Below are 14,047 nucleotides of genomic sequence, written 5' to 3' on the forward strand. Positions count from 1 at the left end.
AAGCGTTTACCGGTCCACCGGAAGTCCTGCGAACGGGGTTGTCCAATGACAGAGCGTCTGGCGCTCGGCACCACTGTCGGAGCGGTTAATTCGGCTGCCGCGGCCACGACAGGCGACGAGGCCGGTGCCACCGTTCTCACTCACCGCAGCGCGCTGCGGCTCGGCACCGACGGATCGGTGAGCTTCGCCGACACGACAGGCCACCATCGCGGAGTAGTAATCGACGATTACTTGTCCAGAGTCGGCGATCCGGTAGACCTGCTGGCAGCGGATGGTTCCACCCACGACGCAGCCGATTTGTTCGCCGCCGCGACCCGCGCGCTGACAGCCGAACTCCGCGACGCCGCAGCCGAATCCGACGACGCGGCGACCACCGTCGCGTGTTACCCGGCATGGTGGCCCGAGGTCACCGTCGAGGCCGCCAGGTCCGCACTCTCGCGCTCGGGCCTGCCCGAGGTGACGCTGGTGCCCGAACCCTTGGCCGCGGTGCGGCGATACGAGATCGAGCACGGGCCGCTCGACGACGGCGCGCTGGTCGTCTACGACCTCGGCGCGAGCGGATCGACGGTGACGGTCCTACGCACGGGCGAGCAGGCCGGGCTGCTCGGTACGCCGGTGCACAGCACCGCGATCGCCGGTTCCGAATTCGATCTGCTGACGATGCGCTATGTGCTGGCAAATGCCCTGGGTGGAAACGACATCGATCCATTCGATCCGGTTGTCGAAGTGGAATTGTCGGCATTGCGCGAGCGCTGCAGAATTGCGAAGGAAGAACTGTCGAGGAATACCGCGACGGCGATTCCGGTCGGGATGCTCAGCCCCTCCGTGCACACCGAACAGGTGCGGCTGACCCGGGGCGAACTCGAGGATCTGCTGCGTCCGACCCTGCTCGACTCGATGAGCCTGCTCCAGGACGCGGTCCGCCGTGCCGACCTCACCCTCGGCGATGTCGGTCGGGTGCTGCTCACCGGTGGCGGTGGCGCGATTCCCCTGGTAGCCGAGCTGATCTCCACCGAATTCGGCCTGCCGGTAATCGCCTGTGCCGACCCCACGACCTGCGCGGCACTCGGCGCGGCCGAGATCGCCCTCGACATCGCCGCGATCAGCCTGCCCACCGCGGCTATCCCGGTCGTGGCGGTGGCATCGCCGTCGGTGGCCGTGGCCCCGGCCGTCGAGGTACTCGCGCTGCCACCCTCGGAACCGGTTCGAACCAAGATGTTCACAGCCAAACGCTCGGCGATCGTCGCGGCCGCGGCCTTGACCATGGCCGCGCTGGCCACCGGCACCCTCGCGCTCGGTGGCACCACTCAGTTCTCACCCACCGGACCCGCCGCGACCACCAACGCCCCACCGGTTCCCGGCGTACCCGAGTCAACCAGCGCGGGCGGCACGGCCGGGACAGCGAACACCACGAACTCCGGGGTCACCGACCCAGCTCTGCCAGGCGCGACCGGGACCGCGACGCCGTCGGGCGTGATCCCGGTCGGCACGACCGACGCCGGCGTTCCTGGCGGCACGCCCGCTGCGGGAACTCCGGCGCCTGCCGGTGGCGCACCCGCCGCCGGAACACCAGCGACCGCAACACCGGAGACCGCTGGTCAACCAGGTCCCGCCGCGCAGCAACCGGCGCAGGCGCCGCCCGCCGGGCAGGCGCCGGCACCTGCCCCTGCGCCCGCGCCGGGACCCGCTCCAGCACCTGCCCCCGCTCCGGCGCCCGCGCCCGCCCCGACCAAGCCGCAGGTTCCGGCCATCCAGGTCGATCCCGGCGGCCTACTCGACGACGTAGGCGGCGCGGTCGGCGAGACCCTCGAATCGGGAACGCAACTGCCGGGCCGGGTCCTCGGAGGAAATGGTGGCTGACATCGCTCACGACGCCTTCCCGAACGCCCGAACCGTTTTCCGCGCACTCGACACCGCCGACGAGCAGACCGTGCTGCTGTTGATCCGCGGCCGAGCGGGCACCGGAAAATCGTTCCTGCTCAACGCCGTCCGAGCGCATCTCCGTGGCCGCGGCATTCCGATGGTCGACTCCGCGGCCGACCATGCCGAGGGCGAGATTCGCGATCGGGCAGTGCTCGTCGCCGACAATATCCACCGCTACAGCGACGCCGAACTGCACGCACTCTGCGCCGCCATCGAGACCGGACAACGCTCCGTTGTGCTGACCACCCAGCCGCGCCCACACGATCCCCGGCTGCGCGCGCTGGCCGACGCGGTGGCGCGCAACGGCCGCACGGTGGATCTGCGCGCACTGGGTAGTGCCCACATCACCTCGTTCGCCAGGGAACTCGGCGTGGCCGTGTCCCAACCGCTCGCTTCGCACATCCATCAGCTGACCGCGGGGATTCCCGGCGGTGTCGTCGCGGCGCTGATGGGCGCCCGTTCGGCCTCGCTCGAGACCTGCGAGTCAGCGGTGAACGAGTCCGTCACCGCCTGGACGCGGTCGCTGCTGGAAGCGGTCGAACCAGAGCTGCTCGAAACGCTGGTCATCGCGGCGACCGGAACCGGTTTGGACGCGACAGAACTCACCGAGGTGCTCGGCGTCGACACCGCCACCGCGCACGAGCTGATCGACCGTGCCAGGGCGGGCGCCCTGGTCACCGATGCCGACCTACTCCTCCCGCCCGCGGTCGCTCCGCTGCGGACGCTGCTCGGCGATCGCCGCTATGTCGATGTGCAGCGCAGGCTGCTCACCGCGCGCCTCGACGCCGGCCTGCTCCGCGACCGCACGGCGCTGATCCTGGCCGAGTCCGGGGTGGTCGATGCCCGGCTCGCGGAGTTCCTCTGTCGCACTGCGGAGAAGTCGGACGAGGCCCCCCGCTGCTACGCGGCCGCGGCCGCGGCGGGCGCCGCGGTCGAGACGATCGCGGTGCGCTGGGCCGAGGCCGCCGCGCACGCGGGCGACACCGACACCGCCCTCCGCTTGGCCGAACCGCTGCTGACCGCACAGCACATCCCCGGGACCGAACTCGTCGCCGCGGTGCGAATCTGCGCGGGCGTGCTCACCCGTCGGGGCCTGGTGAGCCGCGCGGCGGGACTGTACAACTGGCTCGGACCGGAGCGAGTCGGCGCCGACTGGGCACCCGCGGCCATGGTCCTCAACCTGGCCGGTGACCAGGCCGCCGCCGCGCGCATGTCGGTCTCCGCGCAGCACTGGCCGCCGACCGAGGCCGACGCCGGGGCTCGGCTGATCGCGGGCGCGCTCGACGAATCGCTAGACCCGCACGGCGCGGGCACGGCTGCGGCGATCTCCGCGCTGATCCAAGCGGGCAACACCGACACCGGCGACGATCGCTACCTACCCTGCTCGGCCGTCTCGATCGCCACCCTGCTCTGCCTCGGCAGCGGCGAGCCGCGCCGCGCCGGTGACGCGCTGCGCCGGGCGGCCGGCATGGGCGGTAGCCGACAGCTTCCGGTGCTCACCGCGTGGACCGCGCTGCTCGGCGGCGACGAACGCCGCGCCGCGAGCACCCTCGCCGACATCGACATTCGCACCCTCGCGCCACGCGATCAGCTTCTCGCCCACGCCCTGACCGTGGGACTGGCCCGCCGCGGCGGCGACCACGCCGCCCTGGCTCACGCGTGGCAGGCGGCCTGCCCCCTGTTCGACGAGCTGGAAGCCGACCTGCTGAGCCTGTTGCCGATCGGCGAACTGTGGCTGGCAGGCATCCGCTTGGGAGACGTGCGCCGGATCGAGCCGCTCGTCGACGCCGCGCGGGCGCTGGTCCGCAAGCTCGGCCGAGCACCCGCCTGGACCAATTCCTTCCACTGGTACGGGGTACAGGCCGCGCTGGCCGACGAGTCACCTCGCGCGCTGCTGCCCCACGCCCATGCACTGAAGACGGCGGCGGAAGCGGGTGACCGGCAGGCCGCCGTGCTCGCCGACGCCGGGCGCACCTGGTTGCTCGTGCTGCGCGGACAGGTGGCCGCGGCCGATGTGCAGGCCGCGGTGTCGGCATTGGCCGAACTCGGACTCACCTGGGACGCCGCCCGACTGGCCAGCGAGGCCGCCCTCGCGGCAGGTGATTCGACGACCGCGACGTCCTTGCTCAAACTCGCGCGGTCGGTGCGCACCCAGTCCCAGCCGGTCGAGCCCCCACGACCGACCGCACAACCGCTGCCGCAGGTAACCGCCGGTCGCACGCCGCTGACCAGCGAGTCCAGCGCATTGAGCGACCGTGAACGCGAGGTGGCCGAACTGGTACTGCTCGGTCTGACCTATCGCGAGATCGGCGCGAGGCTGTACATTTCCGCGAAGACCGTCGAGCATCACGTCGCGCGAATCCGTCGTCGAATAGGCGCGCGCTCACGATCGGAATTACTGTCAATGCTGCGCGCGATGGGACACGGCCAACTGCTGGTGTGACTCGCGCGGACGATCTATGCCGAAGTGAGGGGTGTACCGCCGATGGCCACTGGGGTCGGCCTGCGTATCGCCGATGACGAATGCATCGCCGCGGTGGTCACCGAGGACGGCACGGTTCAGGTCATCGAGCGTGCTTCGGTCCTGCACATGTCCGACGAAGGTGACGCCGCCCTCGGCGGACCCGCACCCACCGGGCACGCCCACTCGATCGCCGGATTCGTGCGCGCGATCGGTGACCCCGCCGGTGTCGATGTCGACGGCGGCGAGGCCTATCGCGCCGAAGACCTCCTCGCGACGGCCATGTTCTGCCTGATCGATCTCACCACCGAGCACCTCAGTGGTCCCGCCGAGTTCTACGCGACCCACCCCGCCGGCTGGTCGACCGAGGTCGTGCGCGGCGTGCGCGAGGCCCTGGATTATCTGGGATTGAAGTCGGTGGCCCTGCTCGGCGAGGACGAACTGCCCCAGCCCGAGCACGGCGCCGATCCGGGCAAGACCTACGCCAACGCCGCCGCCCAGGCCGCGCTGGTCGCGGTGCTGGCCACCCCGGCGGGCGCGACCCCGCCCGATCCGATCGTCACCGAGAACGCCACGGTCGCCACCGATGTGATGCCCGCGCTGGAGCCGCCCCTGGTTACCGCGCAGGCGTACTCGGCGGCGCTGCCGGTCACCCCCCTGCCGACGAAGGCGATGGCGCCGGTCGCGCCCGCCCCGATCGCCGAGCCCGCGGTGGTGCCCGCCGCGAAGCCCGCCCGCAGCAAGACCCCCTTGCTGATCGCCGCCGCCGCGCTCATCGGCCTGCTGCTCGGCGGCGTCGCGGTCTCGGTGCTGATCCGAGACGCCGAAACGACCCAGCCCCCGACGATTTCCGATGCCCGCCCGGAAACGCTGACCCCCACCTCGGCACCCGCGCCGCCCCCGCCCCCGGCCGTCGATTCGACCACGCCCCCACCGGTCACCACCGTCGAGCCGGAGCCGACGACCACCACCGAGGCGCCGCCGACGACCACCCCGGAACCGACCACCACCCCGCCGACGACCACGCCGAGCCCCACCACCAGCCGTCCGCGGTCGCCCTTCGGGACCTACCCACCGGGCTATCTCCCCGCGCCTCTCACCATCCCGGGTCAGCGCTGAATCCAGCAGCCGGACGGTAACCGAGCCAGCTGAGCGAGCGTGCCTTAGAGTGATGCGCTGACCGACATGATCGCCGCCGGCGGTGTTCTCGGTCACTGGTTGTCGACGAAGGGATTTCATGCGCAAGTTGGTGGCGCGTCGCGCCGCGGTCAAGGCAGCCTCCGCCGGGTTCGCCGCGACTGTTCTACTCGCACCCCTGCTCGGATCCGGTATCGCGTACTCGGAACCCGTTGCGCCACTACAACTTTCAGCCGACGCGTTACCCGGCGAATTGGTGACCGCGCTGTCACGTGATCTCGGGATGACCCCCACCGAGTACCTCGATCGCGCCGCGCGCGCCCAGCAGCTGCGCGACTACGCGACCGATTTCCGCGCCGCCAACCCGGATACCTTCGCCGGCGCCTGGCTCACGCCGGAAGGCAAGGCGGTCGTCGCCACCACCGATGCCGAGGCGGGCAAGCTCGTCACCGCCGCCGGCTACCAGACCCACCTCGCGCCGATCTCCGCCGGTGGACTGGAGGGCGCGCTGGTGCAGCTGAGTCAGTGGGTCGCGAGCCTGCCGCCCGCCATCTCCGCGCCGATCAGCTCGATCGCGATCGACGCGCTCAACAGCCAGCTGGTGCTCAACGTGGCCAACACCGGCACCGGCCACATGCTCAACCTGCCGACCCTGATCGCCACCATCAAGGTGGTGCTCTCGCCCGGCGGCGGTGGTCCGGTGGAGTACAAGCCGATGGGCGGCGACACCTACATCACCGCGAAGAAGGACCTGCACGACGCCGACCTGCGCGGCGTGGATGTCTGCTCGTTCGGGTTCAACAGCACCGACGCCGCGGGTAACGCGCTCAATATCTCCGCGGGCCACTGCAACCCGAATGTCGACAACGGCAGCACGGCCGCGGTCTACGTACCGAACGTGCGCGATATCCCCAACAGCCCCGAGGTCGGCTCGTTCGCCCGCTCGGTGCTCGGCGGGCCCGCCTCGCTGGACTACTCGGTGATCAAGCTCAACGAGCGCGCGGTGAACGCGGGCATGGACCAGCCTCGGGTGCGCGGCGCCGAAGGCACCACCCTGACGCTCACCGGCACCGCCGAACCCGTCACCGGCGCGCCGGTCTGCAAGACCGGTCAGTCCTCCACCTTCACCTGTGGCTTCGTTTCGGCCGACCACGTGGAGACCCAGCTGTTCACCGAGACGGGCGTCAGCAAGACGATCCGCGGCTTCGCCAGCACCGCCTGCACCCTCGGCGGCGACAGCGGCGGCGCCATCGTGTCGGGCACGCTCGCCCTCGGCATCACCAGCGGCTCGAACGCCTCCGGCGCGCCCAACTGCACCGAAGCCAACACCCAGCTCGCCCCCTACGGCGGCACTGCTTCCCTCGGCATCCCGATCCGGCCCATCCTGGCCGATATCGAGGCTACTTCCGGCGGCGGGCTCGGCAGCGGAATCATGGTGCGCACCAAGCCCAACGCGGGCTGAGCGGGGACAAATCACCGACCGGACCGGGTGAGCGAAATCTCTTGCCCGGTCCGAGTAGGCATAAGTCGCTCGAGCCCATATAGTTCGGACCATGCTCCTGCCACGTATGGGTCGTACCCCGTCCGCGCGAAGCTCGAGAAGAGCTCGGAAATCTATGATCGCCGCTTCGGCGGCGTTTCTGCTGTTCGGCCCCACGATGGCGGTCGCCGACGCGCAGCCCGCGCCCGCAGACCTGCCCGCCCAGCTCATCGAGGCGGTCACCCGCGATCTGAAGATCTCCCCCGACGAGTACCTGCGCCGCGCCGATGTCGCGCAGCAGGTCGCCGCGTTCTCCACCACCGCGCAGCGTCAGTTCCCGCAGGTCTTCGCCGGTTCCTGGCTGAGCGATCAGGGCAACGCCGTCGTCGCGCTGTCCCACGGCCCCGGCGCCGACCAGGCCCGTGAAGCCGCGCAGTCGGCCGGTTTCGAGGTTCGCAACGTCGCCAAGAGCGAGTCCACCCTGCGCGGTGAGAAGACCGCCTTCGAGAACTGGCTCGCCGCCGCGCCGCCGGAGATCTCCGCGCTGGTGCGTGGCGTCGTCGTCGACACCGTGAACAACTCGATCGCTGTCCGCGTGCAGCAGGCCGGGCTTCCGCTGCCCAGCTTCATCGACCCCTCCCGCGTCATCGTCACCGCGCCGCCGGTGGCAGGCGAGCGCGTCGACCTGTCCGCCACCCCCATCGCCGGTGACGGCAACGGCGCGCTGGCAGGCGGCGACGCCTACGCCTCCATCGTGGGCCGTAGCTCGCTGCGCTGCTCGCTCGGCTTCAACGGCACCGACCGCTCCGGCAACGTCATCAACATCTCGGCGGGCCACTGCAACCCCGACATCGAGTCGGCGGGCACCGGCAACGCCGCCGCCGTGTACGAGATCAACGGCGACCGTGCGGGCGCCCAGCTCGGCACCTTCCAGAAGTCGGTGCTCGGCGAGCAGGACTACTCGATCATCCGGGTCAACGACAACGCGCGTGCCCGCTTCGAGAACAACCTGGTCCGCATCCCCGGCCAGGCCCCCATCGCCGTCGACGGCGTGGCCACCCCCGTGGTCGGCGCCCCCGTCTGCAAGTCCGGTGCCCGCACCGGCTTCAGCTGCGGCGTGATCAACGGCGTCGACCAGACCGTCCAGGTCGGCGACCGTCAGCTCACCCAGAGCTTCTCGGCCAACATCTGCGCCCTCCCCGGCGACTCCGGCGGCGCCATCGTCACCGGCCGCCTGGCCCTCGGCATCTCCAGCGCCTCCTCGGTCGCCGACTTCCCCATCTGCGAGATCCCGAACATCATCGGCGCCCTCACCGGCGACACCCCCCAGCTGTTCGCCCAGCCCCTGACCGTCGTCCTCTCGGACAACCCCGGCCTGGCGGTCCGCACCAACTGATCACCACCATGTAGGCATAGAGCAGCCCCAAAAAGGCCGGTAGCACTCCCGCTACCGGCCTTTTTGGCGTCAGTGCACAGGTGGGTTCACCCCAGGCCCACCCTGCCCTCACTGACCACACCAACCACACCATTCACCCCCGATCCGCCACAACCGCACTCCCAGCCCCACCACACCACCCACCCCGAATCCGCCATGACCGCACTCCCATCCCCCACCCGCGACCCTTAGGGAGCGGCGGCCACGAAGTGGCCGGTCGCGGCGTAGGCGACGAAGGAGCAAGCAACGGCGCCTAACCGGCGGCCCCTCAGGGCCGCGACTCGAGCGCGCCAGCGCTCCAACAAACACAGCCTCAACCCTCCTGGGACTACCGAACAAAGCCCCCTAACCCAGATTGCCCACTACTTGCCAGTACTCCCCTCCCACACCCCACCCCGGATATACGCTCGCCCAGCGCTCCTGTCGGGGGGAGTCGCGCACACCGGCCATCCGACCGTCAGTGCAACTGTGAGCAGGGGACTTCAGACATGAATCACTCACCGGGGAAAGCGTTTCCATCACCACGCCACGCGCAAACAGCAATGATCGCGGCAGCGATGCTGGCGGCAATCACCGCTTGCGCACCCGAGACCGTTCCGAGCGCCCCATCGACAACAACATTGCGCCCACCCACCACAGCCCAAGCCGCCGCGCCGACCAACACACCCGCGATCGCACCACCCCTCGCGACCACGCCGGCGTCCGCCCCGACAACCGCCGCCGCACCGACCGCGATCATGCCCGCAGTGGTCTGCATGAACCTCCAGGCGGCACAGAACACCATCCAGGCGGCAGGAGTGTTCTTCTCCCGCTCCACGGACGCCAGCGGACGTGGCCGAGCCCAGGTCATGGACCGCAACTGGACCGTCGTAGCCCAGGAGCCCGCACCGGGAACGCCGATCGGCGAGGGAGAAGCCGTGCTGTCAGTGGTGAAGAACGAAGAACCCAACCAGTGCTGAGCTGAGACCACCGACTCGACCTAGGCGAACTAGTCCTTCACGGCCATAGGTCCACCTTGCGCGAGGACATACGCAGAAAAACAGTGAGGCGCGGATTCCTGAGAATCCGCGCCTCACTGGGGTGTTCAGTCGTCAGCTCTTGCGACCCGGAGACTTCGCACCGGACTTGAACCCGAGACCGCCGGGCTTGGCGGTCGGCGGCGTCACCGAGGTGCCGTTGCCATTGCCGTTGGTCGGCTCGGCCTTGGTGGCCGACTCCGCCGCAGGGGCTTCCGGCTCGGCCGCAGGTTCAGCCTCAGCCGGAGCCGCAGGTTCAGCCGGAGCCGCAGGTTCAGCCGGAGCCGCAGGTTCAGCCGGGGCAGCGGGAGCCGGGGCCGCAGCGGGAGCCGCAGCAGCGCCGGGGGCCTTCGGTCCGGGCCGCTTCAAACCGGACTTCATGGCAAGCCCCTTGGCGGGAACCGACGGCTTGGATTCCGTAGGAGCCGAAACCTCAGGAGCGGCAGCAGCTTCGGCGGGAGCCGCCTCAGCCACCGGAGCCGCCTCAGCCACCGGAGCCGCCTCTGCTGCCGGAGCAGCCGATGCAGCGGGTGCCGGAGCTGCTGCCTTGGCACCCGGAGCCTTCGCCTTGCCCTTCATACCGAGGCCCTTGACCGGCGCGGCCGGTGCGGAAGCGGCTTCAGCAGCAGGAGCTTCGGCGGCCGGAGCTTCCGCAGCGGGAGCGGGAGCGGCCGGGGCCTTCGCACCGGGAGCCTTCGCACCGCCCTTCATGCCGAGACCACCACCGGGAGCCTTCGCTCCACCCTTCATGCCCAGCCCCTTGACCGCAGGAGCTGCGGGGGCTTCGGCAGCAGGGGCAGCTTCAGCCGCAGGAGCCTTGGCACCGGGAGCCTTGGCGGCACCCTTCATGCCGAGACCACCACCGGGAGCCTTCGCTCCACCCTTCATGCCCAGCCCCTTGGCCGGAGCGGCTGCGGGGGCTTCAGCTGCGGGAGCAGCTTCAGCCGCAGGGGCCTTGGCACCGGGAGCCTTGGCGGCACCCTTCATGCCGAGACCACCACCGGGAGCCTTCGCGGCGCCCTTCATCCCCAGACCACCACCAGCAGGAGCAGCCTTCGGCGCGGCGGTGGTCGCGGTCGCGACCTCGGCCACCGGCTCCGGTTCCACCTCGGGTTCGGGTTCGGCCTTGGGCTCTTGAACAACAACCAGATTCGCCGACAACTGTTCGGCGTCGACACGAGTGATCGAGTCCAACATCAACTGCGAGACATCGACAACCTCGACACCCTCGCCTTGGCCCTGCTCCTGACGCGCGGTCACACCATCGTTGAGCATCACCCGACAGAACGGGCACCCCGTCGCGATCTTGGTCGGATTCGTCGACAACGCCTCATCGACCCGATCGACATTGATGCGCTTACCGAGCTGCTCTTCCATCCACATCCGAGCACCACCGGCACCACAACACATCGACCGCTCACCATGACGCGGCATCTCCACCAACGTCGAGCCCGACGCCTCCATCAACTCACGCGGAGCGTTGTAGATCTTGTTGTGCCGACCCAGATAGCACGGATCGTGATAGGTGATGTTCTGCGAGACCGTCGCGACCGGAACCAACTGCTTCTGGCGAACGAGCCGGTTCAGCAACTGGGTATGGTGCACCACCTCATAGGTGCCACCGACCTGCGGGTACTCGTTGTTGAGCGTGTTGAAGCAATGCGCACACGTGACAACGATCTTCTTCTTGGACTGCTCGACACCCTCGAACACCGAGTTGATGACCTCGATGTTCTGCAACGCCAACTGCTGGAACAAGAACTCGTTACCCGCACGACGCGCCGAGTCACCGGTGCAGGTCTCTTCCGCACCCAACACCATGAACTTCGTCCCCGCGGTCGCCAACAACTCGGCCACGGCCTTGGTCGTCTTCTTCGCCCGGTCCTCGTAGGCACCGGCACACCCGACCCAGAACAGGTACTCGTAGCCGTCGAAGCTGTCAGCGTCTTTACCGAAGACCGGGATGTCGAAATCGACTTCCTTGATCCAGTTCAGGCGGTCCTTGGAGTTCTGACCCCACGGGTTGCCCTTGTTCTCGAGGTTCTTGAACAGACCCGCGAGCTCGGACGGGAACTCCGACTCGATCAACACCTGGTAGCGGCGCATATCGATGATGTGATCGACGTGCTCGATATCGACCGGGCACTGCTCGACACACGCACCACAGGTCGTGCACGACCACAACACCTCGGGATCGATGATGCCGAGAACATCCTCGCCACCGACCAACGGACGCTCCGCCTCCGCACGAGCGGCCTCGGGGATCTTGGCCAGCGCGGCCTCATCGGGCTTGCCGTCGGCGTCGACCAAGCCGACCTCGTCGCCACCGGCGTCCTTGCGGCCACCGGCCAGCAGGTACGGGGCGGCGGCGTAACCGTGGTCGCGCAGCGACATGATCAGCAGCTTCGGCGAGAGCGGCTTACCGGTGTTCCAGGCGGGGCACTGCGACTGGCAGCGACCGCACTCGGTGCAGGTGGAGAAGTCGAGCCAGCCCTTCCAGGAGAAGTCCTCCATGCGGCCCGCACCCAGGGTGTCGACCTCGGGGTCGACGTTCTCCATGTCGAGAACCTTGCCGTTGGACACCATCGGCGCGGCCGCGCCCAGCGCGACGCTGCCGTCGGCATTGCGCTTGAAGTAGATGTTGAAGAAGGCCGAGAAGCGGTGCCAGGCCACACCCCAGGTGATGTTGCGGCCGACCAGGTACAGGAAGGCCATGCCCGACATCAGCTTGATGAACGCGAAGACCGACACCATGGTCGGGCTCGCGGGCAGCAGCTTGGCGATCTGCATGGTGAAGAAGTCGGTGCCGGCGTGCCCGTGTCCGTAGGTGGCGATCTTGCCGGCCTTGACGAAGATCATGCCGAGGCCCTCCAGCAAGACGATCGTCTCGATGACATAGGCGGGGGCCATCTTGGAGCCGCTGAAACGCGACAGGCGCTCGGGAATCCGCGGGTGGTTCAGCTGGCGGATGATGATCAGCGTGCCGATACCGACCACGGTGCCGATACCGAGGATCTCGTCGACGAGGTGGTAGATCGGCCAGTCGCCGATGATCGGCCAGTGGAACGAGCCGTCGAAGGTCTGGCCGTAGGCCTCGAACCACAGGATCGCGCCGAGGATGAAGCCGGTCATGACCAGCCAGTGCGCCCAGCCGACGGTGCGGAACTTGTTCATCCGCGTATGGGCCGCGACCTCGATGAACATGTTCTTGAACCGCGGGAAGAACGGTCGCCAACGGTCGGGGGCCGTCTGGCCGATGGTGACTGCCTTGCCGATGTTCCAAGCGCCGCCGATAAACGACGCCCAACAGAACAGGCTGAGCACAGCTCCAATCGTGCCCAACGTGATAGTCAGGGCATTCATGTCGCGACCTTTCTTTCGAGGCAACACGAGGTTCTGAGCGAGGAGACCTCGCCCGATTTGCTCGTATCGTAACCGCCACTAAGTTACCGGCCAGTAACTACCGCTGTCCACCGTAGGTTCGGCTTTTGCGCCCTGACCTCGTTTACTGCGACTTGACCCATGGTTTGCCTGTGAGCAATATCACAAAATTGTTTGCTACGGGGTTCCCGTAGCGACTGTTGAACACCGTAAACCGTCCGTGAACTGCGGCGAAGCTAAGGTCAGGCTTACTAGCCCCGCCGAAATTCCTTCTGGCCTCAGGGGATTCAGTCCATTAAGCTCCAGCTGTTCTGCATGCTGTGCCGGTCTTCACACTGCTCGGGGAGAAGTAGGGGACATCTCATAGGGATGCCCTGCTTGACGAGTCTCGCGTGTCGCTCGATCGCACGACGCACCACACCTGATGGATTGGAACCTGAATGAACTTCCGTAGGACCACTGCGGCTGCCGCGCTGGTTATCGGGGCGATGACCGTTGCCATGGGCACTGCTCATGCCGAAGAGGCACCGCAGGACATCAAATACTCGGTCAAGCTGGTCGACAAGACTGTCGTCGCCACCGTGAAGAACGGCACCTTCTCGATTGTCGAGCAGGCCGGCGAGACCCCAGAGGCCCCCAAGACCAAATTCGCCGAGATCAAGGACACCCGCGGCGACGTGGTCGTGGCGCTGCCGATCGCCTTCGCGATCAACGGCGCGGAGATCCCGACCGCTGTCAAAGTGGCCGAGGACTCCACCGTGCTCTCGCTGACCCCGGAGAAGCCGGCAGGCGTGGACGTGGCGGCCAACCCGGTCGCGGTCAAGCCGGTCATGAAGGGGCAGGAGATCGCCTCAGCTCAGGAAAACCAGAAGGCGATCAACGACTTCGCAGGCAAGTTCAGCATCGGCACCGCCATCGGTACGTTCGTCGGGACCGCCATCGGCGCCATCGCTGGCTGCGCTATCGGCTTCTTCGTTCTTCCGGTTGTTGGTTGCGTTCCCGGCTTCGGCACCGGTGCCGCGGTCGGCGGAGTGCTCGGTATGATCGCCATCGGTGGTCCGACCATGATGGTTGCCGGCTTCGAGCTGCTCAACATCATGCAGGCTCCGGACGGCACCACCGTGTGGGCCGACAAGCAGCAGGCAGTCGCTGCTCCGGCTCCGAAGTCCGCTCCGGCCAACTGATCGGCCTCCTCCACAGTTTTCCGCCAAGGC

9 protein-coding genes are annotated in these 14,047 nt (G+C 68.3%); 7 read left to right on the forward strand and 2 right to left on the reverse strand.

The annotated features are described in order from the left end of the window. Positions 1-45: 45 nt before the first annotated feature. The 5 genes from ASD42_RS31035 (at position 46) to ASD42_RS31055 (ending at position 8,397) form a co-directional block, all read left to right on the forward strand. Positions 46-1,860, forward strand: a complete 1,815-nt coding sequence (locus tag ASD42_RS31035; RefSeq protein WP_056823502.1) for an Hsp70 family protein — start codon at positions 46-48, stop codon at positions 1,858-1,860. Further along, the gene (locus ASD42_RS31040; protein ID WP_063893783.1) at positions 1,850-4,366 is read left to right on the forward strand and encodes a LuxR C-terminal-related transcriptional regulator; all 2,517 of its coding nucleotides are present in this window, start codon (positions 1,850-1,852) and stop codon (positions 4,364-4,366) included. Before ASD42_RS31035 ends, ASD42_RS31040 begins: the two co-directional genes overlap by 11 nt. Positions 4,367-4,408: 42 nt before the next feature. Then, positions 4,409-5,503 (forward strand): hypothetical protein, encoded by a 1,095-nt coding sequence (locus ASD42_RS31045; protein WP_056823504.1) that lies wholly within the window; start codon positions 4,409-4,411, stop codon positions 5,501-5,503. A 118-nt stretch (positions 5,504-5,621) separates the two neighbouring features. Then, the gene (locus ASD42_RS31050; RefSeq protein WP_063893784.1) at positions 5,622-6,983 is read left to right on the forward strand and encodes a S1 family peptidase; all 1,362 of its coding nucleotides are present in this window, start codon (positions 5,622-5,624) and stop codon (positions 6,981-6,983) included. Between the two features lie 154 nt (positions 6,984-7,137). After that, entirely contained in the window at positions 7,138-8,397 is a 1,260-nt protein-coding gene (locus ASD42_RS31055; protein ID WP_056823508.1) for a S1 family peptidase, read from the forward strand. Positions 8,398-8,929: 532 nt separating this feature from the next. On the opposite strand, the gene ASD42_RS35540 is transcribed toward ASD42_RS31055, so the two are convergent. Then, positions 8,930-9,193, reverse strand: a complete 264-nt coding sequence (locus tag ASD42_RS35540) for a hypothetical protein (protein WP_235569898.1) — start codon at positions 9,191-9,193, stop codon at positions 8,930-8,932. Between ASD42_RS35540 and ASD42_RS35545 the strand changes: the two genes are divergently transcribed. Beyond that, on the forward strand, positions 9,192-9,395 hold the full coding sequence (locus tag ASD42_RS35545) for a PASTA domain-containing protein (protein ID WP_235569899.1): 204 nt from the start codon (positions 9,192-9,194) through the stop codon (positions 9,393-9,395). The two genes, ASD42_RS35540 and ASD42_RS35545, sit on opposite strands and share 2 nt — an antisense overlap. A 132-nt stretch (positions 9,396-9,527) precedes the next feature. On the opposite strand, the gene ASD42_RS31065 is transcribed toward ASD42_RS35545, so the two are convergent. After that, entirely contained in the window at positions 9,528-12,815 is a 3,288-nt protein-coding gene (locus tag ASD42_RS31065) for a (Fe-S)-binding protein (RefSeq protein ID WP_056823514.1), read from the reverse strand. Between the two features lie 458 nt (positions 12,816-13,273). Between ASD42_RS31065 and ASD42_RS31070 the strand changes: the two genes are divergently transcribed. Further along, positions 13,274-14,017 carry a glycine zipper family protein gene (locus ASD42_RS31070; protein WP_056823517.1) on the forward strand — a complete coding sequence of 248 codons (744 nt, stop codon included), beginning with the start codon at positions 13,274-13,276 and terminating at the stop codon, positions 14,015-14,017. Positions 14,018-14,047 lie beyond the last annotated feature (30 nt).

It is taken from the genome of Nocardia sp. Root136 (genome assembly GCF_001427185.1).
GTDB classification, from domain to species: domain Bacteria; phylum Actinomycetota; class Actinomycetes; order Mycobacteriales; family Mycobacteriaceae; genus Nocardia; species Nocardia salmonicida.

What these genes read in the sequence shown, in the direction of transcription:
- ASD42_RS31045 (WP_056823504.1), top strand. Translation starts at nt 4,409, where the DNA reads ATGGCCACTGGGGTCGGCCTGCGTATCGCCGATGACGAATGCATCGCC.
- ASD42_RS31070 (WP_056823517.1), top strand. Translation starts at nt 13,274, where the DNA reads ATGAACTTCCGTAGGACCACTGCGGCTGCCGCGCTGGTTATCGGGGCG.
- ASD42_RS31065 (WP_056823514.1), bottom strand. Translation starts at nt 12,815, where the DNA reads ATGAATGCCCTGACTATCACGTTGGGCACGATTGGAGCTGTGCTCAGC.
- ASD42_RS31035 (WP_056823502.1), top strand. Translation starts at nt 46, where the DNA reads ATGACAGAGCGTCTGGCGCTCGGCACCACTGTCGGAGCGGTTAATTCG.
- ASD42_RS35545 (WP_235569899.1), top strand. Translation starts at nt 9,192, where the DNA reads ATGAACCTCCAGGCGGCACAGAACACCATCCAGGCGGCAGGAGTGTTC.
- ASD42_RS31040 (WP_063893783.1), top strand. Translation starts at nt 1,850, where the DNA reads ATGGTGGCTGACATCGCTCACGACGCCTTCCCGAACGCCCGAACCGTT.
- ASD42_RS35540 (WP_235569898.1), bottom strand. Translation starts at nt 9,193, where the DNA reads ATGCAGACCACTGCGGGCATGATCGCGGTCGGTGCGGCGGCGGTTGTC.
- ASD42_RS31055 (WP_056823508.1), top strand. Translation starts at nt 7,138, where the DNA reads ATGATCGCCGCTTCGGCGGCGTTTCTGCTGTTCGGCCCCACGATGGCG.
- ASD42_RS31050 (WP_063893784.1), top strand. Translation starts at nt 5,622, where the DNA reads ATGCGCAAGTTGGTGGCGCGTCGCGCCGCGGTCAAGGCAGCCTCCGCC.